Below are 23,679 nucleotides of genomic sequence, written 5' to 3'. Positions count from 1 at the left end.
CGGATCTGTCGCCCTGAAAACGTGAGCGCACCGCAAATGAATGCTCTCGCCGATATTTATACACGGCTTCCCGACAGTATCGATGATCTGCCCCCGCCGCCCAGCGAGGCTGCGGTCGAAGAGGCGGATTACAGATCCCGGCACTGGAGTTCTCCAATCCCCGGACCGCTGAAACCCGGCTCTCCGGAGCATAAGCGCGCCGTTGCGGACATGTTTCGCGAGACCTTCAACCCGTATCGCCCTTCGGTCATCAACTGGCCGAAGCTCGATCCCGTGACCCTGAAACGTGTCACGTCGCTTCCGATCTGGGACATTGCGGTTCAGACCGAGGGCAAGGCGCGCCTCCGCATGGCCGCCTATGCGAATCTGGTCACAGATCCCGACATGAAGGACGCCATCTCACGGAACGCCTGGGAGGAAAACCGCCACAAGGAAGTTCTGAGCAAGCTGGTCGAGGCCTACGGGATCAAAATGGCTCCCGAACCGCCTTACATCGAGCCACGCGATGTCGAGTGGGCTTACCTGGTGACCGGCTTCTCCGAATGCGTCGACAGTTTCTTCGCGTTCGGCCTGTTCAAGGTCGCGCAGACGTCTCACTTCTTCCCAGCGGAGCTGATCGAGACGTTCGAGCCTGTCATGCAGGAAGAATGTCGCCACATCCTTCTTTTCGCCAACTGGCTGGCCTGGTATCGCGCCGTGATGCCTCTGTGGAAGCGTCCATGGTTCGAACTCAAGGTTATCGCTGTTCTGATGTTCCTCGTCTATGAGCGGATCGGTCTGGCGAAGACCGTGGACGACGAAGGCAACGAGCATACGCAGGACAATAATTTCACCGTCACGGGCACGAAGGAAATGTCCAGCCAGGACATTACGCTGGCTGATTTTCTCGAAATCTGTCTGACGGAGAACGACAGACGCTTCTCCGGCTACGATCCGAGACTGCTCCGCCCCAGACTGGCACCGGGTCTCGCCCGCACGGCGCTGTGGGTGCTCGGTCTGTTCGGAAAGAAGCCCCACATCCGGCCTGAAGCATCACCCGCCGCCGCATGAGGATAAAAGCGGGATCGGACGCGCATAAGCGTCTGTTCTGTGAACAGTTCATCGCGACACATGAGCATTTCGAGCCGGAGACGCTTCCCTGGCCGGAACTCGGAGAAGGGGATCTCGCACGACTGCGCAGTATCCCCTTCTGGCAGGAAGTCTGGCACACGGAACGGCGGGCCGGCGCGATCGTCGATGCGTTCGCTCCCACGCTCGCCGATCCGCTCGTGCGTCAGGCGGTCGAACTGCAGGGTGTCGAGGAATCGCGCCATGCCCGGCTCATCAGGGTGATGATTGACCGGTACGGCATCGATGCCGTCGAGCAGCCCATCGAAAAATTCCCCTCTGATCTCGAAACCGCCTTTATCGATTTCGGCTTCGGAGAATGTCTCGACGCCTTTCTCGGCTTCGGCGCTTTCAAATCGGCCCGGCAATCGCAGTTTCTTCCCGAATCCCTGTTTGAAATTTTCGATCTGCTCATGTTCGAAGAGACACGACATATCGTGTTTTTTATCAATTACATGGCCTGGCGGGAGCATCGGCGCGGGCTTGGAAATCTCCGGCGCAGCCTGAAATCGGCCCGTTTTTACGGGCGCGCGGCCGGCCGGCTTCTCGGCATGGTCAGACGCGGGCGTGATGAACACGGGCGGGACTTTGCCGTGACGCAGGCCAGCGTGTTTCTCGACGGCTTTGCGTTCCCGAAATTCGTCGAGGACTGCTACCGGGAAAACGCCCGCCGCATGGCCGAATTCGATCCGGATCTGATGCAGCCCCGGTTACTGCCCGCCGTCGCCGGCCTCGCCCTCAGAGGCCTTCGTCTGTAGTCCCGGGCCCGCGCGTAACACGGTCCGGTTTCCCGTAAGCATATGTGCGGGCAGGCGTGCCGTTCTTATTTCAGCGTGTCGGAACTGTCGCCACCGGTGCCGGTCGTCGACGATGATGCCGGCGGGTCCACCGTTTCCGTCGCGCGGCTGACCGGCACAATGATCTGCTGGGTACAGGTGCGCCCCTGTTCCGTTATCGCCTGCACATTGACGATCTGAAAACTGCCGGCGGGGCCGGAGGCTAGCATGATGATGGCCTGCGTTCCGTTACAGACATCCGCCCAGACCACCGTGAGATCGTACGGAAAGCCCGCGGCTGTCGTTACGGTTGCGGAAACGCCTCCGGCCTGGATCGTGTCGCCGGTATCGACGAGCCAGTCCGTGAAATCGACTCCGTAATCGAGCACGGCGGCGCTCGACTTGGCCGGCATTTCAGGCACGAAGCCGGTCATCGTCGTGATTCCGCGCGGCTGCACCGCCGGCACGGAGCAGCCGCAGCCCTGTGTCGTCGCCGGAAGCCCAGGGACAGTATAGAGACGAAGCGGAGAGGGGATCAGGCTGTCAGGCAGTTCAGAGGCGGTCATTCCAGGCCTTGTCGATAAGATTATGGTCCACGATCTGGCGGCCGGCTCCGGAGGGGCATTTTCCCTCCGGTCCGGTATCCGCGAAGCCGCGCGGATAATCGATCACCTTTTCAGGCAGCCAGGCCGCGTGGTGACCGGATCATAGCTGTCCATGGTCCGAAGAATTTTCCGGTGAGAGACCACGATGAAGGCAGGCACTGATCCGGGCGGGGGATCGGGCAGATCAGGCTGGCTGAAGGGGAAGTCAGGGCGTTTATAATATTTTTATGCGGGGCGGTTTTGCGGGGCTTTGCCCCGGACCCCACAAAGGGACTTGGTCCCTTTGATCCCGGTTTGTTCATCTGAAAAAGGGTAAGAGTGGCCCCTGCCCGAAACCGGCCCCGCCGGAGCGGGGCCGGGACCCGCGCTTATCGCGGACGGGGCGGTGGTGGTGGCGGGAGTCTCCGGCGTCTTCTTCTCCACCTTCTGCGCCGGGGTGGCGGTGGTGGTGGCGGATAAGGGACAGGCTGTGCCGCTGCCATCTCCACGGCTCCGGGCAGGGCGAGCATAATCGCCAGCGCCACGAGACTTCTTCGGGTGATGTTTTTCCGGATAATATTTTTCGTTGTCATTGGCTCACTCCGCTGCTGAGCCCCACTACAACGATATCGACGGGGTCCGGTTCGACTGCCCGCCGGCCCGGAAAAGTCCCGCAGAGAAAAACAGGCCTGGGCAGCGCCGCTTCCCTCACCCAGGCCGGAAGCGATCCCCGGCGGCTCCTTCACCCCCCTGTCGCCTTGTCCGCGTCTCTGACGCCAGACCGCGTGACCGGGTCAGTAACCGACAGTCAGATCAATGGCGCCCCGCATCGCCCGGCCGCTGCGATAGCGGGCAATATTATCGACCAGAGACCGCGCCGAGGTTTCCGCCTGCGTCATGCTCGCGATATGCGGCGTAATCAGCACATTCGGGTGCGACCACAAGGCGCTTTCAGGCGGAAGAGGCTCGGGCTCGGTGACGTCGATCACAGCCGCGCCGATCCGGCCCCGGTCGAGCGCCGCGATCAGATCGGCCGTCACCAGCTGTCCGCCGCGACCACAATGCACCAGCCCGGCGCCATCAGGCAGGCGGTCGAACAGGGAAGCCGAGAGAATCCCGGCTGTCGCGGGCGTCAGAGGCAGCAGGCAGATCAGAATCGTCGTTTCCGAGAGAAACGCATCCAGTTCGCCCTCGCCGGCGAATGTCTCAATGCCATCGACCTCTCTGCGACTGCGCGCCCATCCCCGGCAGGCATAACCCGCCCCGAGCAGATCCTGCGCCACCGGCAGGCCCAGTTCCCCAAGCCCCATCACCCCGACCGTGACTTCTGACGCCGGAGGATACGGCCAGGCCTTCCACGTCGCCGTGCGCTGCTGGGCGATATAACGCAGCATTCCCCGGTGGATGGTCGTAACGGCATATCGCGCATAGGAGACCATGCCCTCCGTCAGGCCCGGCTCGATCATCCTGACGACCTGAACGCCCGCCGGCACCCGCGACAGATCGAGCTGGTCCACCCCCGCTCCGACCGAAAACAGAACCTTCAGATTCGGATACAGCGTTATGAGATCGTCCGGCATGGTCCAGGCCGCGAGGAATTCGACGGCTTCCGGATCGGCGACGTCGGGCCAGATCTCGACCGTTTCTTCCGGCAGTCCGGCCGTGATGACGCGCTTCCAGACCGCCGCGCGATCCGGCCTGGTCATGATAACGAATGACATGATTTTCTTCCCTGCTTCGCTCTAGCCCAGAGCCTGACTGCACAGCGCGAACGTGACCGGCCCGGCGGCTGCGCGCTCCGGCCGGACGCCGGTGCTCATCGTCGTGACGGAATCGACCTTCAGCAGGCCGGCTTCATCCAGCCAGGACGACAGGCCGCCGGACAGCGGAATATCGATCCGGATGAACTGTCCGGCAAAGCTGCCGATCCAGTAGGCGATCATCGCCATGGCCGAACGACTGTCCTCCGCCACCACCGGCCCGATCGCATTCCCCCAGCCAAATTTCCGGCAGAAGGCGAACCCCTGCGGCGCGACCCCGTCATCCGCTCCGCCATCGACCATGATGCAGTCGCCCTCCATCAGAAGGCGCTCCATCAGAGTGCTGCGATCCAGCCCGCAGGCCGCGCTGTCCATCCGGATCAGGGTCTGGAGATCCGCAAGCCCGGCGGGCCGCAGACGCGCGCCCTCCGGAAGCGGTACGACCGGCTGGATCGTTGCGCGGGCCTGGCGCTGCTCGACGATCCCGCAGGGCAGAAAGCCCATCTTCTCGTAAAGCGGCAGCCCGACCGCCGTCGCATTCAGATGCAGCACCCGGCCCGGCAGAGCGTTTTTCGCGCTCCTCATCAGCCGGCCGCCGATGCCGTGCCCCTGCCACGCATCCGCGACGATGATCATCCCGAACGCCGCGTCCGTCGTGCCGTAAGACCACCACATGATCGTGCCGATCAGCGCGTCGTCCGGTCCCGTCGCCACCATTCCGTCGCCCAGCGCGAACATGAACTGCCAGTCCTCAAGCCGGTGCGGCCACCCGAGAGCCTTCGACAGGCCGCTCGCGGCATCCAGATCGTCCGCGCGCATGTCGCGAAGGCTCACACCGGACAGCAACGAAGACGCGCTCATGACGTGCGGGACTTTCCGGCCAGACCGGCCATGTGAAAGCTCTTCATCTCCAGAAATTCATCCAGCCCGGCATGGCCGCCCTCGCGGCCGAGCCCCGACTGCTTCACACCGCCGAAAGGCGCCGATTCCATCGAAATCGCTCCTGTGTTCAGGCCAACCATGCCGAATTCCAGCGCTTCGCCAACCCGCCAGGCGCGATCCAGATCGCCCGTGAAGAAATAGGCCGCCAGACCGTAAGGCGTTCCGTTGGCAATCTCCAGCGCCTCGTCCTCGTCACGGAACCGGAACACCGGCACCACAGGGCCGAACGTCTCCTCCTGCGCCACCGCCATGTCGCGCGTGACCCCGGTGAGCACGACGGGGCTGACGAAACATCCCTCGGTTTTCAGCGGCGCCGACACACAGACCGCGCCTTTCGACAGCGCGTCCTCCACATGGCCGCGCACCTTGGCCACCGCCGCCTCGCTGATCAGCGGCCCCATCGTCGCCGACGGGTCAAACCCGTCCCCGACCTTCAGCCGCGCCACCTCGTCCACCAGCCGCGCGACGAAACGGTCATGGATCGCATCCTGAACCAGCACGCGGTTGGCGCAGATGCAGGTCTGTCCCGAATTGCGGAATTTGCTGGCCATGGCCCCGCTGACCGCCAGATCGAGGTCGGCGTCGTCAAAGACGATGAACGGCGCGTTGCCGCCCAGTTCCAGACTCAGCCGCTTGATCGTGTCCGCCGACTGGCGCATCAGCAGCGCCCCGACCCGGGTCGAGCCCGTGAAGGACAGTTTGCGGACCACGGCGCTCGACGTCAGTTCCGCGCCGATCTCCTGCGGCATTCCGGTAACGACGCTGACCAGCCCGGCTGGAACCCCTGCCCGCTCGCCCAGGGCGGCGACGGCCAGCGCCGAGAACGGCGTGAGTTCCGACGGCTTGATCACCATGCTGCAGCCCGCCGCCAGGGCCGGCGCGCATTTGCGGGTGATCATCGCCAGCGGAAAATTCCACGGCGTCACCGCCGCCGTCACCCCTACGGGCTCCTTCAGGACCAGAATCCGGCGATCCTGAGCGGGCGCGGGCAGAATCCAGCCATCCGCGCGCCGCGCCTCGGCTGCGAACCAGCTCAGGAACGACGCCGCATAGCGCACTTCCCCTTTCGCCTCGGCCAGCACCTTGCCCTGCTCCAGCGTCATGATGGCCGCCAGGTCATCGAGATTCGCCATGATCTGGTCATGCCAGTCCATCAGCACCTGCGCCCGTTCGGCCGCCGGCCGCTGCTTCCACTCCCGCTGCGCCGTCTGCGCCGCCGCAATCGCCGCGCGTGTCTCCGTCACGCCGCAGGCCGGCACATGGCCGATACTCTCTCCCGTCGCCGGATTATCGACGGAAATTACCCCGCCCCCGGTCGCGTCTGCCCACATACCGGCGATAAAGGCCTGCTGACGAAAGAGATCCGGGTCTTTCAGAACCGATGTGCTCATATCATTCCTCCAGTCTGTTCCATGTCATTTTGAAAATCCGGCATCAGCCGCCCCAGCGCCTCCGGCGTATGCGTGCAGGCGATGTGACGGTGCCCGGCCGGTTCGACCCGCACCGGCACCGGCCCGTTCACACACAGATCGCCATTGAAAACCCCGCATCGCGGGACAAACGGACAGCCATCGCGGCCGGCCTGACGTCCGATCCCGTTTCCGGTTTCCGGAAGCGCCATCACGCGCTCCGCCATCACGTCGTCGAGCCACCCCACACGCATTTCCGGCACGGACCCGGACAGAAGCCGCGTATAGGGATGATGCACACCCTCCAGAAGCGAAGCGGCGTCGCATTCCTCGACGACATGCCCTCCCAGCAGAACCGCCACGCGATCGCACACAGCCCGCAGCGCGTGAAGATCGTGCGTGATGAAAATGCATGACAGGCCAAGCGCTTTCTGAAGTTCCGCCAGCGTGTCCAGAATTGCGGCCGCCACCACCGGATCGAGAGCCGCCGTGATCTCGTCGCACAGAATCAGATCCGGCCGCGCTGCCAGCGCCCGCGCCAGATTCACCCGCTGCTTCTGTCCACCCGACAACGCCCCCGGACGCCGCTCCGCGACGGAGGGCGGCAGTTTCACCAGCTCCAGCAGCCGGAGCGTTTCCGCCCGCGCCGACACCGCATCCATGCCATGAAAGAACACCAGCACACGATCGAGAATGGCGCCGATCGTCCAGGCCGGGTTCAGCACGAGATCGGCATTCTGCGAAACAAGCTGCAGCCGCCGGCGCTGTTCCGCCGTCCGGCGGGCCACATCGCCCGCAAGCGCCTCGCCCCGGAACGTCAGCGAACCGGCGGCCCGGCTTTGCAACCCCGAAATCGCCCGCGCCATGGTGCTCTTGCCACAGCCGGACTCGCCGATGATTCCCAGTGTCCCGCCCGCCGGCACCGTCAGGCTCACACGATTCAGAATCCGCCGGGCCGGCAGTCCTTCCTCATCCTTCGGGCCGTAGCCGACGACCAGATCCGAAACGGTCAGCACCGGCGCCGCGTCCTGATCCGGCATCTCCGCCGCCGCGCGGGGCGCGATCCGGCTCGCCGCGACGAGCTCGCGTGAATAAGGCTCGCGCGGCGCCAGCAGGATCTGCTCCGCGGAACCGGCCTCCTGCACCGTCCCGTGCCGAAGGACCACGGCCCGGTCGGCAATCTGCGCCACCACCGCCAGATCATGCGTGACATACACGCCGGTAATCCCGCGATCCGCGATCACCGAACGGAACGCCTGCAGCACATCCACCTGAGTCGTCACGTCCAGCGCCGTCGTCGGTTCGTCGAAGATGACAATCTCCGGATCGGTCATCAGCGCCATCGCCGCCATCAGACGCTGAAGCTGGCCGCCGGACAGCTCATGCGGATACCGCGCTCCGATCCGCTCCGGGTCTGGAAGCGCCATCGCGCGAAACAGCTCCACGGCTTTCCGTTCCGCCTCGCGGCGCGGCATCACCCAGTGCGCCAGCGCCGGCTCCAGAACCTGCGCCATCACGGTCAGGGCCGGATTGAACGCCGTTCCCGCATTCTGCGCCACGTAGCTGACCGTCTTTCCGCGAAACGCCCGCAGTTCCTGGATGGTCATCCGGTCAACCCGGTATCCGGCCACCAGAATTTCACCGGCGGAAATCCGGCAGCCCGGCCGGGCATATCCCATCAGGGTCAGCGCGATCGTGGTTTTGCCCGAGCCCGACTCTCCGATCAGCGCCAGAACCTCGCCCTGCCGCACATCGAAGCTGACATCGCGAACGATCGGAACCGGCTGCGCGTGCCGTCCCGATCCGGTCACGCAGAGCCCGCGCACGGAGATCAGCGGCGCACTCATACGCGTCCCCTGTCCAGGGTCAGATTGATCCCCACCGTCAGCAGCGCGATCACCAGCGTCGGCACCACGACCGCGGGCGCGCCATAGGCCATGCCGAGAATATTCTCCCGGACGAGCGAGCCCAGATCCACCATCGGCGGCTGAACCCCGAGACCGAGAAAGCTCAGATTGCTGAGCAGCAGAACCGCGTAAATGAATCTCAGCCCGATATCCGAGAGCAGCGGATCGGTCATATTCGGCAGAATCTCCCACAGAATAATGAAAGATCGCGTCTCGCCCCGCGCCCGCGCCGCCGTGATGTAGTCCATGCGCACAATCCGCAGCGCCAGCGCCCGGCTCGTGCGGTAGGACCCGGGCATGTAGATGATCGCCATCGTCAGAATCAGCGCCGGCGCGGACTCTCCCGCCGTCGCCACGACCAGAAGCGCGAACAGCAGGCTCGGGATCGACAGCAGCCCGTCCATCAGGCGCCCGAGAACCCGCTCGACCCAGACAGGTGTCACCGTCGTCGCGATACCGAGGAAAATCCCGGCGCAGCAGGACAGCGCCGTGGACATCATGCAGATCGCCACCGTATAGCGAATGCCCCAGAGGAGGCGGCTGCACAGATCCCGCCCGAGATAATCCGTGCCGAGCCAGGCATGGGCGGAGACCGGCCCGAACACCTCCCCGCTGATGATCTCGCCCGGCGGATGCGGCGCCAGCATCGGACCCAGCAGGGCCAGCAGCAACCAGGCCGAGAGCAGCGTCAGGATTCGTCGTGTGCCCGGCGGTATTTTTCTCCGGAGCGCGAACAGATCCCTCATGCGTCACGCTTCCGGCTGGCCGAGGCGATCCCGACGATATCCGCCGTCGTCGTCAGCGCCAGATAGGCGACGCAGAACACCAGCGCACAGCACTGCACGACCGGAATATCGCGCGCGGCCACGGATTCCACCATCAGCCCGGCCATGCCCGGATAACTGAACACGGTCTCGACCACCACCACGCCCCCGAGCAGTGAGGACAGGCTGAGCGCGATTGCGTTCACCACCGGCCCGATCGCGTTCGGCAGGGCGTTCAGCAAAACGATCCTCTGCGGAGAAAGACCTTTCAGAACCGCCATCTCAATATAGGGCGCCGAAAGCACATCGATCATGCAGGCCCGGATCATGCGCACCATCTGCGCGACGGTCACACTCGTCAGCGTCAGAACCGGCATCAGAAACACCCTGATAAACTGCCAGACCGAATGAATGGAGCCGATATCGGACAGGGACGGCACGATCTTCAGCTGGACCGCGAACACAAAGACCGCGAGTGTCGCAATCAGAAAGACCGGAACCGACACCGTCGCGAGGGTGAGAAACGTCACGATCCGGTCGAACCACCCGCCCCGGAACATCGCGCAGGCCAGCCCCGCCGCCAGCGCCAGCGGCACCGACACAGCCGCCGTCGCGCCGGCCAGAAGCAGGGAATTATGCAGACGGGGCAGGACAAGTTCGGAAACCGGGTGTCCTGTCAGCAGCGAGCGTCCCGGATCACCGGTCAGCATCCCGCCCGCCCAGTGCCAGAAGCGCAGCCAGGCCGGCTGATCCAGATGCAGCGCCTCCCGCAGCCGCGCCGTCGCCTCCGGCGTCGCGCCCTGCCCCAGCAGCGTATCGGCCACATCGCCGGGCAGCGCCGAGGTAATGACGAAAATCGTCACGATCACGAACACCAGCGAAAATCCCGCCGCGCCCAGACGACTCATGACCAGACGGCCCATGACCGAACGTCCGGCGCTCAGGGAGCCCGGCCGCCCCTTCATGCCGGCGCCCCGTCATCCGCGAGCCGGACATGACGGAGAAAATTATACCCCATCAGCTGCCCGGCCCGGTCCGGACGCAGCCCCCGCACCCGCGCGCTGAACGCATCGAGGCTGGTCGTGAAAGCCGGAATGCAGATCCCCGCCTCATCGCGAATCATCGCCTGCATATCGTGACAGATCTGCCGACGCCGTCCGCCGTCCCGCTCGCGCCGCGCCTGCAGCAGCAGCTGATCGAAACGCGGATCGGACCAGCGCGATTCATTCATCGGCGCCCGGCTGGCGAAGCTCTGTGCAAAGGCGATATCGAGCGAGGGCCTGGCATTGGTGTTGCCGAAACTCATCGGCATCCTCATCCAGTACTGACTCCAGTAGCCATCGACGGGCATCCGCCGGATCGTCATTCCGATCCCCGCCTTCTGGGCCGCATACTGAAGGACAACCGCGATATCGGCCGAGGCCAGCGCCGCCGGAGAACAGAAAAGCGCCGGATCAGCCTCCGCAAATCCCGATTTCCGGATAAGATACGACGCCCGCTCCGGATCGTATTCCCGCAGCGGCAGATCGGCCGCGTAGTCCGGATCTTCAGGCGGCACCGGATGGTCGTTGCCGATACGCGCGAAACCGAGAAAGACCGAATCACGGACCTGTTCCCGGTTGAAAAGATATTTCACGCCCTCGACAAAGTCGCGCGATGAACCCGGCACGCGGTCCAGACGGAGACCCAGATTGGTATAGCTGCCGACAGGGCTTTCGATGATCCCGAAACCATGCTCGCGCAGAAGCCGCACCAGGCGCGGGTTGGCCGAACCGATCACGTCCACATCGCCCGACAGCAGCGCATCATGCCGCGACATATCGTCAGGAATCGCAATCAGGCTGAATGTGTCCACCCCTGGCGCCACACCCCAGTAAGCCGGATTGCGCCGCCCGGTCGTCACGATCCCCGGCCGGAACTCCGTGCAGATAAACGGGCCGGTGCCGTTCGCCGTGGCAAAATCCGTTGTTCCGTCGCGCGTGATCGCAAAACTGTCGAGCGCGAGAATGGAAGGGAAGCCGATATTCGGCTCCTCCAGCACGATCCGCACCTCATACGGGCCGACAGCGCGGATCTCCGCCATGTCGCGCGCGAAAAACTGCTGCTGCGAGGCCACGGCCGGATCGCGCTGCCGGCTCAGCGAATAAACGACATCCGCCGCCGTAAACGGTTTTCCGTCATGAAACGTCACCCCGCGACGCAGCGTCAGATGCCAGGTGACGAAATCGTCACTCTCGATCCGGGTCGCGAGCGCCGGATGCACCGCCAGCTGATCGTCAAGCGCGACCAGCCCGTCGTAAAAAGACCGGCCCCGGATAAAGTCGTTCCCCACCGCCATACGGGCCGGATCGAGCGTGTCGGCGGCCGATCCGACCAGACCGGCGAAACGCAGATGGCCGCCGGACGCCGGCGAGGCGACAGCGGAACGGGACGAAAAAGCGCAGGCCAGCGCCGCCGCCCCCAGAACGCCGCGCCGCGACATCCGGGGCTGCGTCCCGGCGAGGCGGCCTCCCGCCATCAGGAAATCGCGTCCTTCAAGCGGTACCATGCACCGACAGCCGGCAGAAACCACGGCTTTCCGTAATGCCCCGCAATCGCCGGCCAGCGATCGCGATTCCAGACGACATCATGACTTTTCCCGGTCATGAAACCGGCCATCGCCTCACCGAGATGCACCGACATCTGCGTGCCATGCCCGCTGAATCCGGTCGCGAAATACAGACCGTCATGCAGCCCGGCATGCGGCAGGCGATCCTGCGTCATGTCCACCACGCCGCCCCAGCAATATTCGATGTCCACATCGGCAAGAGACGGGAACATCGTCGCCATCGTGCGTCGCAGCACAACGCCGCTTTTCACATCGTCCTTCGGTCCCGGCCGCGCAAACCGTGCCCGGCCGCCAAAGACCAGCCGGTTATCCGGCGTCGTGCGGAAGAAATTGCCCACAAGCCGCGTGGTCGTGCAGGTCCGCTGCCGGGGCAGAACGCGCCGCAGGACTGCGTCCGGCAACGGCGCCGTGGTGATGATGAAGCTGCCGATCGGCACGATCCGGCGCCGGAACCAGCTGAACGGACCCCGTTCGGACGCGCCCGTCGCGATCAGCACGCGATCCGCCGTCACGACACCGCGTGTCGAGGTCACGCGATATCGGGTGCCGCCCAGAGAGTCGAGGCCGCTGACAAACGCATTCTCAAAGACGGACGCGCCTCTGCGGACGGCGGCATCCGCAAGCCCGGTCCCGAACCGCCCGACATGCAGGGACGCGCTGCGCGGAAACAGGATCGCCGCATGAAACACATCCGACGCCACCTCCGCCTGAGTCGCCGCCCGGTCGAGAAACTCCACGTCGGGATCGATCTCTTTCCGCAGCAGGGCCGCCGAGGCCTCCAGCTTCGCCACGTGCTCCGGCTTCGCCGCGAGCTTCAGCTTTCCGCCCCGGAGAAAATCGCAGTCGATCCTCTCCTCCCGGACGATGCGCTCAACACTCGTCACGGCTTTATCGAAATCGGCGTAATACGCTTTCGCCACGTCCATGCCGCGCGTGGCCGCCATCGCGCCGAAATCATGCGCCAGACCGTTATTGCACTGTCCGCCATTGCGACCGGACGCCGCCTGCGCGACACGCCCCGCTTCCAGCACCACGACGCGCGCCCCGTCGGCCGCGAGACGCCGCGCAGCCGCCAAGCCGGTGAATCCGCCGCCGATCACCACGACATCGGCCGTCTCCGGCGGCGCCCCCGCCGCGCCCTGCGCGAAGGCGGGCGCCGTATCGGTCCAGTAGCTGCTGGACCGGCTGTTGTTGGGCCGGTAGCTGTCGGGCTTCATACGCACACTCCCTGCATCCTGAACGGACAAGTCCCCGCCCGGAGCGGGGCGCGGCCTCAGAGACCCAGGACGCCCGGCAGACCGCCGATATCCTTAATCTCCGTGTAGCCATATTCCGGTGTCGAAGGCTCATGGCCACGGGCGACGAAAACCTTGTTGCGGATACCGAGATCCCGCGCCGGCATCAGATCGTAGCGCAGGGAGGACGACACGTGCAGAACGTCTTCCGGCCCGCAGCCCAGCTCGTCGAACATATACTCGAAGGCCCGCATGCGCGGCTTGTAGGCGCGGGCGTCCTCGGCGGTCAGCACGCGATGGAACGGCACGCCGATATTGGCGACATTCGAGTGAATCTGCGAATTCATCGCGTTGGAGAGAATGACGAGCGGAAACTCCTTCGCCACGCGCGACAGCGGCTCGCGCACATCCGGCCACGGCCCCCAGGTCGGGACATCGTCATAAAACCGGTTCGCCAGCGTCACGTCGAACGGGATGTTCCAGCGGCGGCAGGTACGCTCCACCGCGTTCAGCACGACATTGCGGTAAGGCTTCCACTCGCCCAGAACCTCGTCGAGCCGGTAGCCGGCGAAATCGGCGACGAACTGGTCCATCCCCCCGGCGGGAACGAGATCGGCGAACAGCCGGCGCGCCGTCGGCCCCATCGCGAAGTTGATCAGCGTGCCGTAGCAGTCGAAGGTGATGAATTTCGGCTTGAAGAGCGACATGTCTGGACAGAGCCTCCTGAATGACAGTTCGAGTTAAGCACGCTGCACGGGCAGCGAAATACCTGTTTCGCGGCGATCCCCCGCACATAGTATCGAATACGCAACAGCATGCAGAAGAACCTGCTGCCTCCCGCCCGGGCGACGGATAATCCGCCTTTCCACGCCAGGCGAGGACGCCCGGAAGCCGGCCATTGTCACGGTGAGCATCACTTTCGGCTTCCGTTTCCCTGCCAGGCGTGCGGTCGCCACTTGTCGGAATCCCGCGCGCTTCATGCCTGAACGGGAGCCCGGAGAGCATCCTCAGAGTTTAAAGTTGACCTGAAGATAGTAGAATCCACCATTATATCCGATCTGCTCGATATTGGTGTCGTAGGCATACGCGCCGAGATAGCGGAACTGCTCCGGAATCTTCTTCTGCCGCGCGTTGCCGACATTGTTGGCGCCGACAGCGACACGCCAGCGCGGCGTCACCTGATAGCCGATGACGAGGTTGGTTTCGTAGCGCGGCGGATTGAGGAATCGCATGAACTGCGTGTTCGAATAGGCCAGCGCGCCGGTGTAATACTCCAGTTCGGACGTCGCACGTCCGTAGCGGATTTCATGCACCGTGACGTCGAGATCGCCATAATGCCACGATCCGCCGAAGATCAGCCGGTTGCGGGGCGTGTAGCTCGTCAGATAGGCCTGCTGCTGCGCGTTCAGCAGCGGATTGTTGTTGCCGTCCCGCGCCACGTTCCGGACACTGGTCTGATTGAAGTTCGCCGACACATCCCAGTTGATGCGGCCATATCGCCCCAGCTTCGTCAGATAGGACGCCGTGATATCCATGCCGCGCGTCCGCGTGCTCGCCGCGTTCGCATAATACTGCGCCGTCACGGCATTGGCGGAAATACCGGACGGGATGGTGAACCCGTCCGCCTGCAACGCATCGATCGCGGCCTGCCCGTTATAAACGCCGGCCGCCATGATCCGGTCGCGCAGGTCGATCTGATAAGCGTCGATGGAGGCATGAAGATTCGGCAGCGGATTGATGACGATGCCGGCGCTGAAGCTGGTCGAACGCTCAGGTTTGAGCGACTGCGCGCCCAGCATCTTCGCGCCGGCTGAATCGACGGGAATATACCCGGTCACGGTTGTCGGCGCCACGGACACGTTCGTCCAGTGCTCTTCAGCCAGGGTCGGCGCGCGGAAACCGCTCGAAACGGTGCCCCGGAGGCCGATGAAACGGTTGATGTCATACCGGGACGAGACTTTTCCCGTCTCGGTGTCTCCGGCATCCGTGTAATGCTCGAACCGTCCGGCGAAATCGACCTGCCATTTCGGCAGAAGCTGTGTCGAAAGATCGATATATCCGGCCGTGACATCGCGGTTGCTGTCGCTGGCATTGGCGGGACTCAGACCATGGAACGCGGTGGACCCGGTGCCGTACCATGAACCGGTGTCACCGGCCCCGATATGGTAGGAATCGTAACGATACTGTGCGCCGATGGCGAAATTGAGCGGCGCCGCCAGCAGCGGCACGTTGAACGCGTGCCGCAGGCCGGCATCCGTCGTCCACTGCGTGTTGTTGAACGACATCAGATGGAAACGCGTCGGGGAACTCCCTGTTTCGGAATACATCGTCGTATTGATGCTGTCGAACAGCCCCAGCCGGTCCGAATCTCCGCCATAGGTGGTGCTGACATCCCAGTCCCAGTCGAACTTGCGGCCCTTAAATCCGACGGTCACACCGAAATCGTTTTCATCCAGCGTCTCCTGCGGGCTGAATCCGTAAGGATACATCGGCAGGCTGGCGGACGGGGTCCGGTAATCCTGATAGCTTTCTCCGTTGCGATGCCCGTAGGTTCCGAACGAATAAAGCTTCACATCATCAGTAATGGCGAATTCCATATTGTAGGAAATGGTCTCCCGCTGCTTGCGCGGATCGCCGATATCCATGATGTCTTTTTGCCCCGTCCGGTTGTCCGCCGTCGCCCGGAAGGTGTGGTCCTGATACTGATATTCCGCGCTGAGATCGAAAAATCCCCGCCCGTAAAGGGATGTTCCCCAGTTCAGGGACTCGCCGGAGGTGAATCCGTCCCCGTCATAGCGCCCGCCGTTGATCGCCTGCGCCTGAAGTCCGTGCGTGTCGTGTTTCAGAATGATGTTGACGACACCGGCAATGGCGTCGGACCCGTACTGAGCCGCGGCCCCGTCCTGAAGAATCTCGATGTGATCGACGGCCGAAACCGGAATCATGTCGATGTCCACAGGCGTTGTTCCCTGCTGGGGGCCTGCGTTGTTGGACAGAACGGCCGTTGTGTGGCGGCGTTTGCCGTTTACGAGAATCAGCGTCTGATTCGGTGTAAGGCCCCGGAGGCTGATGGCGTCCGTCATGTTCGCGCTGCCATTCACGCGCGCCGAGCGGGCCACGGACGGCGCAAGCTGGACCAGCGCGTCCCGCACATCGGCCTGTCCCGTCGCGGCAAGCTGGGCCGCCGATACAACCTGAATGGGACTGACACTTTTGCGCGCCGTCTGATGCGGATCGCGCGTTCCGGTCACGATGACCTGCTCGTCGGATGCCGCCTCAACCGATTTTTTCTCTGACTGACTGCTCTTTTTCGTGGCGGCTATCACACGGGCCGGCCTGTCGGCCGGTGAGGACACCGCCACGTCCGCCGCAAAAGCCGCCGGCGCAAGAAAAGCCGGGCCAGCCAGCATCGTGGTAGCAGACAGCATAAGGAAAGATGTTCGCATTTACCCGCTCCACATCAGAACCGGAGATCCGGTCAGAACATTGCCTGTGATACGATCAGAATATTTCACCATGTCTCCGTCTCATGCGGAGAGCGGACGGTGACCGGTTCTTCGTATTTCGTGTCTCTCGTGACCGGCGCTGTCGCCTCTTCAGGCTCCGCTGCCGGTAAACCATTATCATCACGAAACGACAGGCAGATCGTATCGAATCTGCATCATTGTGCGGAAGAAGATGCGGCGGGAACGGCCTTCCGCGGGACAGGAAGGCCGCTTTCCCGGGGTTCAGCCGTCAGACGGCCTGCTCAAGCGCGGCGACGACAGCGTCTCCGCAGGTGGTGGTCGAGGCCGTGCCGCCCATATCGGGCGTGCGCAGCGCGACGCCGGGTGTTGCGGTCACCTGTTCGATCGCCCGCAGAATCATCGCGGCCGCCTCCGGCTCGCCCAGATGGTCCAGCATCATCGACGCGGCCCAGATCTGGCCGATCGGGTTGGCAATCCCCTGCCCCGCGATATCCGGCGCCGATCCGTGCACCGGCTCGAACATCGAGGGAAATTTCTTTTCGGGATTGATGTTGGCCGAAGGGGCGATCGCAATCGTGCCTGTCATCCCCGGTCCGAGATCGGAAAGAATGTCACCGAACAGATTGCTGCCGACCACCACATCGAACCGGTCCGGATGCATCACGAAGCGGGCGGCGAGAATATCGATGTGATGGCTGTCCGTGCGCACATCCGGATACGCCGCGGCCATCGCGCTGAACCGCTCGTCCCAGTATGGCATGGAATGAAAGAGACCGTTCGACTTGGTGGCGGACGACACATGCGGACGCCCGAGTTTTCGCGCCAGTTCGAACGCATAGCGGATGATCCTGTCCGTCCCGCGCCGGGTGAAGACGGAAGTCTGGACGACGCCCTCGGCCTCGCTTCCTTCCGCGAAACGGCCACCGATTTGGGAGTATTCTCCCTCGGTGTTTTCACGAACGATCCAGAAATCGATGTCCCCCGGCTCACGTCCGGCCAGGGGACAGGGCACGCCGGGAAGCAGACGCACCGGACGCAGATTCACATACTGGTCGAAATCCCGCCGGATCGGAATCAGCATCCCCCAGAGCGAGATATGATCGGGAACGGTCGGATAGCCGACAGCGCCGAGCAGGATCGCGTCATGCTGCGAGAGACGGTCCATCCCGTCCGCCGGCATCATGCTGCCCGTCGCCAGCCAGGTCTCGCAGCTCCAGTCGAAATGCGAATACCCGAAGGAAATGCCGCAGAGTTCCCCCACGCGGTCCAGCACCTTCAGCGCCGGAGCCATCACCTCTTTACCGATCCCGTCTCCCGGAATGACGGCGATTTTATACGTTGTCATGAGATCGTCCTTTCTCATCCGGCCGCGCCATGAAGCGCCGGGCGAGTGTTGTCCAGTATGCGACGCCGCGCGGAATGATCGCGTCATTGAAGTCGTAATCCGGCGCATGAAGCGGCGCCGAACCCTCTCCGTTGCCCAGCATGGCATAAACACCCGGCCGCGCTTCCAGAAAGAATCCAAAATCCTCCGACGCCAGGCTGGGCGGAATATCCGTCATCGCCGCCGGATATCCGTCCGTATCGAGCGCCCGGATGACCCCGCGCACGAACTCCGTCTCCGGAACGGAATTGACCGTGACCGGATACGGGCTGTGAAAACGGATATCGGCCTCCACCCCGCAGGACGTCGCGATCCCCGCCGCGATGTCCTTCAGCCCGTCTTTCAGAGTTTCCAGAACCCCGCGATCGAGCGCGCGGATCGTGCCGGCCAGTTCCGCGCCGTCGGGGAGAATATTGTCCGTGCTCCCCGCATGAAACATGCAGACCGAAACGACAGCCGGAATCAGCGGATCGGTCCGGCGCGACACCAGCGTCTGCGCCGCCTGCACGAAAGCCGCCCCGGCCACAACGGAATCCGTCCCCCGGTGCGGCTGCGCCGCGTGTGCCCCGCGCCCGCGAAGACGCAGGGCGAACCGCCATCCGCCGGCCATGACCGGCCCGGCGCGGACACCGAACTGCCCGGCCTGAAGACCCGGCCAGTTGTGAAGTCCGAAGCAGGCGTCAGCCGGAAACCGCTCCAGCAGACCCTCGCGGATCATCACATCCGCACCGGCGCCGCCTTCCTCGCCCGGCTGAAACACGAAATGCACGATCCCGCGCTCCGGCGGCGCCACGGCAAGCGCGGCGGCCGCGCCGAGCAGCATGGTCGTATGGCCGTCATGCCCGCAGGCATGCATCCGTCCTTCATGACGGGACGCATGCGCCTGTCCGCCGCGCTCGGTGACCGGAAGCGCGTCCATATCCGCGCGCAGAATGATGGACGGTCCAGGCCGTCCCGTATCCAGCGTTGCCACAACGCCGGTCTTCGCGAATCCCCGGTGCGGGGTATAGCCGTGCGTCATCAGATAATCCGCGACGATGCCCGACGTCCGCACTTCCTCGAAACGCAGTTCGGGATGGGCATGAAGATCGCGACGGATTGCGATAAGATCAGCAGGCGCCTCCATTGTCGTGACCTCCGCTCACTCACCAAACGCCATCAGCACGCTTTTATGCCGCAGATTCGCCTCCACGGCCTGACGCCCGAGATCCTTGCCGATCCCCGAGCCGCCGAAACCGCCGGTCGGAATCACGAAATCCGACGACCGCCCATAACGGTTTACCCAGACCGTCCCCGCTTTCAGCGACCGCACCGCCCGCATCGCCCTGCCGAGATCGGAGGTGTGAACGCCCGCCGCCAGCCCGTAGACAGGATGCGCCGCCAGGGAAAGCGCCTCGTCCTCGTCCTCGAATGTCTGCACCGTCAGAACCGGGCCGAAAATCTCTTCCCGCACTGCCGGCGTCTGCTCCGAAACGCCGGTCAGCACACAGGGAGACAGAAACCGCCCGTCTCCGGGGCACGCCAGACGCCGCAGCGGCGCCACCGCCGTCGCCCCCACGGCGAGGCTGCGGGCCACAATCGCCTCAATCCCGTCCGCCTGCCGCGCGGAAATCACCGGCGAGTACGCCGTATCCCCGTCCCACGTCATGCCCGGAGCGACCGTCCCCGTCAGGGAGACCAGACGCTCCACCAGCTCGTCCGCCACCTTCCGGTGCACGATCAGCCGCGACCCGGAAACGCAGACCTGGCCGGCATTGCCCGTAAACGCCCGGAAAATCCGCGCCGCCACCGTTTCGACGGAACGGATATCGTCATGGACGATCTGCGGGCTCTTCCCTCCGAGTTCCAGCGTGACCGGTTTCGGACCGCTTTCCGCCGCCGCCGTCATCACCGCCACGCCCGTCCGCGTCGAACCGGTGAAGGTGAGTTTGCCGCAGAGCGGATGACGCGACAGCGCCTCCCCGACCACGCCGCCTTCGCCCTGCACCACATTGAACAGCCCTGCCGGCAGCCCGGCCTCGATCCCGAGCTGCGCCAGCCGGACGATCGAAAACGGCGTCATCTCCGAGGGCTTGATCACCACCGCGTTGCCCGCCACCAGCGCCGGCGCCACTTTCCAGCTTCCCATCACCAGCGGGAAATTCCACGGCGCGATCGCGCCGATCACCCCGTAGGGCTCGCCGATCACCATCCCCAGCAGGTCGGACTGTGTCGCCGCGACTTCTCCGCCGAGCTTGTCGGCGTATTCGGCGAAAAACCGCAGACCCTCCGCCGTGAACGGCACGTCCCAGGCCGTGGTCTCCCGAATGGGGCGCGTCGAGCAGACGGATTCCAGCCGCGCCAGCTCGTCGCGATGCGCTTCCACCAGATCGGCCCAGCGCCGCAGTACCCGTCCCCGCTCGCGCGGCGCGCAGGTCGCCCAGCCGCTGGTCGCCTGCGCGTGAGCCGCGTCCTGCACGGCCCGGTCCACCAGCGCCGCGCCGCCAGCGCAGACCTCCGCCCGCACCTGTCCGTCTGACGGCGAAGCAACGGACAGCGTGTCACCGCTTTCGACAAAACGCCCTCCGATGAAATGCCCGCGGGGCATATCGACCAGAGACGGATCGAAGGTTATCGGGCTGGTCACAGGCTTTTCTCCCGGAAAGACAACAGGGCAGGTCTGACGATGCGTCGGCGGGTAATAAAGTCATGAAAAACGCGCGCATGGCGTCCGCCGTCCTCACTTTCGCAGCGGAGGCGGCCAATTTTGTTTCGTAATTGGAACGCTAAACGCAGCTTATGCTGTCCTGCCGGCCTTTTCCTTTCACACATTCCGCGTCTCCGGCATGATGATCGGACCGGACACGCGGAAACCACCGACACCTTCCGCGGCCCGGAAGCATGGAGAGCCCTGAATGCCAGCCCTGTTCTGCCGCGTGGATGAGACGGACCGCCAGCCGATCCGCCTCTTCGTGGACGGCAAGGAAATCGAAGCCCTCGAAGGCGACACGCTGCTGGTCGCCGTCCTCTCGAATGCCGACAGACTGCGGAAAAACGAATTCGACAACAAACCCCGCGCCGGTTTCTGCCTGATGGGAGCCTGTCAGGACTGCTGGATCTGGACGGAAGACGGACGGGAACTCCGGGCCTGCTCGACCCAGGCGGAAGACGGAATGCGCATCATGACAGGAGAAGTTCCGTGGCTGCTGAACCGGTAATCATCGTCGGCGCCGGGCCGGCCGGAACCCGCGCCGCGCAGCGCCTGGTCAGCGCCGGACTGCACCCTGTCGTCGTGGACGAAAACGATCGCCAGGGCGGGCAGATCTACCGCCGCCAGCCCCCCGGCTTCCACCGCTCCCACAAAAAGCTCTACGGGACCGAAGCCGGACGCGCCCGCTCGCTGCACGACGATTTCGACGCTCTGCTCCCCTCGATCGGCTACATCCCCGGAACGACCGTCTGGGGCGTCTCCGATGAGGGCCTGCTCACCATGCGCGGCAGCGAGGTGACCATCCTCCCCTTCTCCGCCATTATCATCGCCTCCGGCGCGACGGACCGGATCATGCCTCTTCCCGGCTGGACGACACCGGGCGTCTACAGCCTCGGGGCGTCCCAGATCGCGCTGAAGGCCCAGGCCTGCACCATTGGCCGGCGCCCCGTCTTCATGGGAACGGGACCGCTCCTCTATCTCGTGGCCTGGCAATATCTCCAGGCCGGGGTGAAACCCGCCGCCGTGCTCGACACCAGCAGTCTGGCCACCCGCCTGCGCGGCCTGCGCGGCATGGCCGTGCGTCCCCGCGCCGTCACCAATGGCCTGCGCTACATGGCCGCCCTCGCCCGCGCCGGCGTGCCGCTGCGCTCCGGCATCACGCCCTGCCGCATCGAAGGGCAGGAAGCCGGTGTGACGGCCGTGATCTGGCAGGATGCGAAAGGCACCCTGCATCGCACCGCCTGCGATTCAGCGGGCATGGGCTATGGCCTGCGTTCGGAAACCCAGCTCGCCGATCTGCTGAAATGCGAATTCATCTATGACACCCGCTTCAGCCAGTGGCGCCCGAAGACCGATCCGGACGGACGTTCCAGCCGGGCCGATGTCTATCTCGCGGGAGACGGCGTCATCCTGCGCGGCGCCGACGCCGCCGAGGCGGCCGGGAAACTCGCCGCCTGCGCCCTGCTGCAGGACCGGAAAATCCCAGTCCCGGGCGAGGAAATTCTCGGCCTGCGCGAGACGCTGAACACCATGACCAGCTTTGCCGACGGCCTGGCGAAAGCCTTCCCCTGGCCGGCCCGTCTTGCCGCCGCCCTGCCGGACGACACGGTCGTCTGCCGCTGCGAGAACGTGACGGCCGGCGACATCCGCCACGCCGCGACCGCTTACGATTCCCCGGAAATCAACCGGGCCAAAGCCCTCGCCCGGCCCGGCATGGGCCGCTGCCAGGGGCGGATGTGCGGACTGGCCGCAACGGAAATCCTCGCCGCGGCGCGCGGAGAGCCGGTCGCGTCGGCCGGCCGCATCAGGACGGCGGCGCCGCTCAAGCCCCTTCCTCTCGACTGCAAGGTGACGTCATGAAAACGTATCTTCGCGAACCGGCACGCGCGGACGTCATCGTCGTCGGCGGCGGGCTGATGGGCGCTGCGACGGCCTTCTTCCTGCGCACCCACGGGCTCTCCGTTATCCTGCTCGAACGCGACCTCGTCGGCCAGGCCGCCAGCGGGACCAATTTCGGCAATGTCCGGCGCCAGGGCCGCTACCTTCCGCAGCTTCCCCTCTCCAACCGCTCCCGCGACATCTGGGGCAGGCTGCCCGAACTGATCGGCGAGGACGCCGAATTTCTGCCCAACGGCCATATCCGCGTCACGACCCGCCCGGAAGACGGCGAACGGCTGGAGCAGTATGCCCGCGACTGCAAACCCTACGGTCTCGACCTGACCATCATGACCGGCGACCAGGCCCGCAAAATGTTTCCCATGGTCGGCCCGGACATCACCACCGTCTCGTATTCCCCGCATGACGGGCATGCCAATCCGCGTCTTGCCGCGCCGGCCTTCGGTCGCGCCGCCCGCCGCGCCGGCGCCCTGGTCGTCGAACGGTGCGAGGTCACCGCGATCAGCAAGGACGCCAGCGATTTCGTGGTCGAGGCCGCGAATGGCGGCCGCTATATCGCGCCGATGCTGCAGATCTCCGGGGGCGCCTGGGGACGATGGATGGCGAAATCCTTCGGCGAGGACGTGCCCATGGCGCCGCAGGCGCCGCAGATGGGCGTCACGGAGCCTCTGCCCTACCGGATCGCGCCCGTCATCGGCTCGGCATCCGGCGTCACGGAGGAAGTCGTCTATCTGCGCCAGGTGAAACGCGGCAATATCATTTTCGGCGGCGGCCGCCGCGGCACCGCCGATCTGGTCACGAAGCGCGCCCGCCTCGATCCGATGAACACGCTGCGCCAGATGCCCTGCCTTGCCAGACTTGTTCCGGCCGTGTCACAGTTGCGGGTCATCCGCACATGGTCGGGCGTGGAGGGGTATGTCGAGGACAGTCTGCCTGTCATGGGAGCAAGCCCCACCGTTTCAGGGCTTTTCTATGCGTTCGGATTCTGCGGCCACGGTTTCCAGCTCGGCCCGGCCGTCGGCGCCACAATGGCGGAGCTGATCGCGACCGGCAGCACCGATATTCCGCTCGACCCTTTCCGCATGTCGCGCTTCACACAGGACGCCGCGACAGGCCCCGCAGCCACAGCAACACGCCAGACATGAGACAGG

The 23,679-nt window shown here is 64.6% G+C and carries 21 protein-coding genes; 6 read left to right on the top strand and 15 right to left on the bottom strand.

Going from position 1 to position 23,679, the window contains the following annotated elements; translation table 11 throughout:
* Positions 1 to 36: 36 nt before the first annotated feature.
* Together GOB93_RS12670 and GOB93_RS12665 are read left to right on the top strand one after the other, a co-directional pair.
* Positions 37 to 1,050 carry a ferritin-like domain-containing protein gene (locus GOB93_RS12670; RefSeq protein WP_173583895.1) on the top strand — a complete coding sequence of 338 codons (1,014 nt, stop codon included), beginning with the start codon at positions 37 to 39 and terminating at the stop codon, positions 1,048 to 1,050.
* Positions 1,047 to 1,865 (top strand): hypothetical protein, encoded by an 819-nt coding sequence (locus GOB93_RS12665; RefSeq protein WP_173583871.1) that lies wholly within the window; start codon positions 1,047 to 1,049, stop codon positions 1,863 to 1,865. Before GOB93_RS12670 ends, GOB93_RS12665 begins: the two co-directional genes overlap by 4 nt.
* A 65-nt stretch (positions 1,866 to 1,930) precedes the next feature.
* Here the strand turns inward: GOB93_RS12665 and GOB93_RS12660 are convergent, their stop codons facing one another.
* Entirely contained in the window at positions 1,931 to 2,449 is a 519-nt protein-coding gene (locus GOB93_RS12660) for a phage fiber-tail adaptor protein (RefSeq protein WP_173583870.1), read from the bottom strand.
* Between the two features lie 424 nt (positions 2,450 to 2,873).
* Between GOB93_RS12660 and GOB93_RS22030 the strand changes: the two genes are divergently transcribed.
* Positions 2,874 to 2,999 (top strand): hypothetical protein, encoded by a 126-nt coding sequence (locus GOB93_RS22030; protein WP_277877266.1) that lies wholly within the window; start codon positions 2,874 to 2,876, stop codon positions 2,997 to 2,999.
* 262 nt (positions 3,000 to 3,261) lie between these two features.
* On the opposite strand, the gene GOB93_RS12655 is transcribed toward GOB93_RS22030, so the two are convergent.
* The 14 genes from GOB93_RS12655 to GOB93_RS12590 all read right to left on the bottom strand — a co-directional run bounded on the left by GOB93_RS12655 (position 3,262) and on the right by GOB93_RS12590 (position 20,569).
* The gene (locus tag GOB93_RS12655; protein ID WP_173583869.1) at positions 3,262 to 4,188 is read right to left on the bottom strand and encodes a 2-hydroxyacid dehydrogenase; all 927 of its coding nucleotides are present in this window, start codon (positions 4,186 to 4,188) and stop codon (positions 3,262 to 3,264) included.
* 21 nt (positions 4,189 to 4,209) lie between these two features.
* Entirely contained in the window at positions 4,210 to 5,088 is an 879-nt protein-coding gene (locus GOB93_RS12650; RefSeq protein WP_173583868.1) for a GNAT family N-acetyltransferase, read from the bottom strand.
* Positions 5,085 to 6,560 (bottom strand): NAD-dependent succinate-semialdehyde dehydrogenase, encoded by a 1,476-nt coding sequence (locus GOB93_RS12645; RefSeq protein ID WP_173583867.1) that lies wholly within the window; start codon positions 6,558 to 6,560, stop codon positions 5,085 to 5,087. Before GOB93_RS12645 ends, GOB93_RS12650 begins: the two co-directional genes overlap by 4 nt.
* Positions 6,557 to 8,425 (bottom strand): ABC transporter ATP-binding protein, encoded by a 1,869-nt coding sequence (locus tag GOB93_RS12640; RefSeq protein ID WP_173583866.1) that lies wholly within the window; start codon positions 8,423 to 8,425, stop codon positions 6,557 to 6,559. Before GOB93_RS12640 ends, GOB93_RS12645 begins: the two co-directional genes overlap by 4 nt.
* A complete protein-coding gene (locus GOB93_RS12635) occupies positions 8,422 to 9,231 on the bottom strand; it encodes an ABC transporter permease (RefSeq protein WP_173583865.1) in 810 nt (269 codons plus the stop codon). Before GOB93_RS12635 ends, GOB93_RS12640 begins: the two co-directional genes overlap by 4 nt.
* The gene (locus GOB93_RS12630) at positions 9,228 to 10,214 is read right to left on the bottom strand and encodes an ABC transporter permease (RefSeq protein WP_173583864.1); all 987 of its coding nucleotides are present in this window, start codon (positions 10,212 to 10,214) and stop codon (positions 9,228 to 9,230) included. Before GOB93_RS12630 ends, GOB93_RS12635 begins: the two co-directional genes overlap by 4 nt.
* A complete protein-coding gene (locus GOB93_RS12625) occupies positions 10,211 to 11,797 on the bottom strand; it encodes an ABC transporter substrate-binding protein (protein WP_173583863.1) in 1,587 nt (528 codons plus the stop codon). Before GOB93_RS12625 ends, GOB93_RS12630 begins: the two co-directional genes overlap by 4 nt.
* On the bottom strand, positions 11,767 to 13,074 hold the full coding sequence (locus GOB93_RS12620; RefSeq protein ID WP_173583862.1) for an NAD(P)/FAD-dependent oxidoreductase: 1,308 nt from the start codon (positions 13,072 to 13,074) through the stop codon (positions 11,767 to 11,769). The genes GOB93_RS12625 and GOB93_RS12620 overlap by 31 nt, the downstream gene beginning before the upstream one ends.
* Before the next feature lie 56 nt (positions 13,075 to 13,130).
* On the bottom strand, positions 13,131 to 13,799 hold the full coding sequence (locus tag GOB93_RS12615) for a haloacid dehalogenase type II (protein ID WP_173583861.1): 669 nt from the start codon (positions 13,797 to 13,799) through the stop codon (positions 13,131 to 13,133).
* 33 nt (positions 13,800 to 13,832) lie between these two features.
* A complete protein-coding gene (locus GOB93_RS12610) occupies positions 13,833 to 14,048 on the bottom strand; it encodes a hypothetical protein (protein WP_173583860.1) in 216 nt (71 codons plus the stop codon).
* Between the two features lie 51 nt (positions 14,049 to 14,099).
* Positions 14,100 to 16,538: a TonB-dependent receptor plug domain-containing protein gene (locus GOB93_RS12605; protein ID WP_173583859.1), complete on the bottom strand. Its 2,439-nt coding sequence runs from the start codon at positions 16,536 to 16,538 to the stop codon at positions 14,100 to 14,102.
* A 289-nt stretch (positions 16,539 to 16,827) separates the two neighbouring features.
* Positions 16,828 to 17,904 carry a tartrate dehydrogenase gene (locus tag GOB93_RS12600; protein WP_173583858.1) on the bottom strand — a complete coding sequence of 359 codons (1,077 nt, stop codon included), beginning with the start codon at positions 17,902 to 17,904 and terminating at the stop codon, positions 16,828 to 16,830.
* Positions 17,891 to 19,069 carry an amidohydrolase gene (locus tag GOB93_RS12595; protein WP_173583857.1) on the bottom strand — a complete coding sequence of 393 codons (1,179 nt, stop codon included), beginning with the start codon at positions 19,067 to 19,069 and terminating at the stop codon, positions 17,891 to 17,893. Before GOB93_RS12595 ends, GOB93_RS12600 begins: the two co-directional genes overlap by 14 nt.
* A gap of 15 nt (positions 19,070 to 19,084) precedes the next feature.
* Positions 19,085 to 20,569 carry an aldehyde dehydrogenase family protein gene (locus GOB93_RS12590; protein WP_338422370.1) on the bottom strand — a complete coding sequence of 495 codons (1,485 nt, stop codon included), beginning with the start codon at positions 20,567 to 20,569 and terminating at the stop codon, positions 19,085 to 19,087.
* A 268-nt stretch (positions 20,570 to 20,837) separates the two neighbouring features.
* Here GOB93_RS12590 and GOB93_RS12585 point away from each other — a divergent pair, with 268 nt between their 5' ends.
* From GOB93_RS12585 to GOB93_RS12575, 3 genes are read left to right on the top strand one after another with little or no spacing between them, the layout of a single operon-like run.
* Complete coding sequence (locus tag GOB93_RS12585; protein WP_173583856.1) at positions 20,838 to 21,140, top strand: (2Fe-2S)-binding protein; 303 nt, start codon at positions 20,838 to 20,840, stop codon at positions 21,138 to 21,140.
* A complete protein-coding gene (locus GOB93_RS12580; RefSeq protein WP_173583855.1) occupies positions 21,122 to 22,492 on the top strand; it encodes an FAD-dependent oxidoreductase in 1,371 nt (456 codons plus the stop codon). The genes GOB93_RS12585 and GOB93_RS12580 overlap by 19 nt, the downstream gene beginning before the upstream one ends.
* Positions 22,489 to 23,673: an NAD(P)/FAD-dependent oxidoreductase gene (locus GOB93_RS12575; RefSeq protein WP_173583854.1), complete on the top strand. Its 1,185-nt coding sequence runs from the start codon at positions 22,489 to 22,491 to the stop codon at positions 23,671 to 23,673. Before GOB93_RS12580 ends, GOB93_RS12575 begins: the two co-directional genes overlap by 4 nt.
* The last annotated feature ends 6 nt before the right edge of the window (positions 23,674 to 23,679 follow it).

Origin of the sequence: Acetobacter musti (genome assembly GCF_011516835.1) — a bacterium.
GTDB lineage: Bacteria > Pseudomonadota > Alphaproteobacteria > Acetobacterales > Acetobacteraceae > Acetobacter > Acetobacter musti.
Note: the sequence above shows the minus strand (reverse complement) of the source record. Positions and strands in the feature narration are given on the sequence as shown.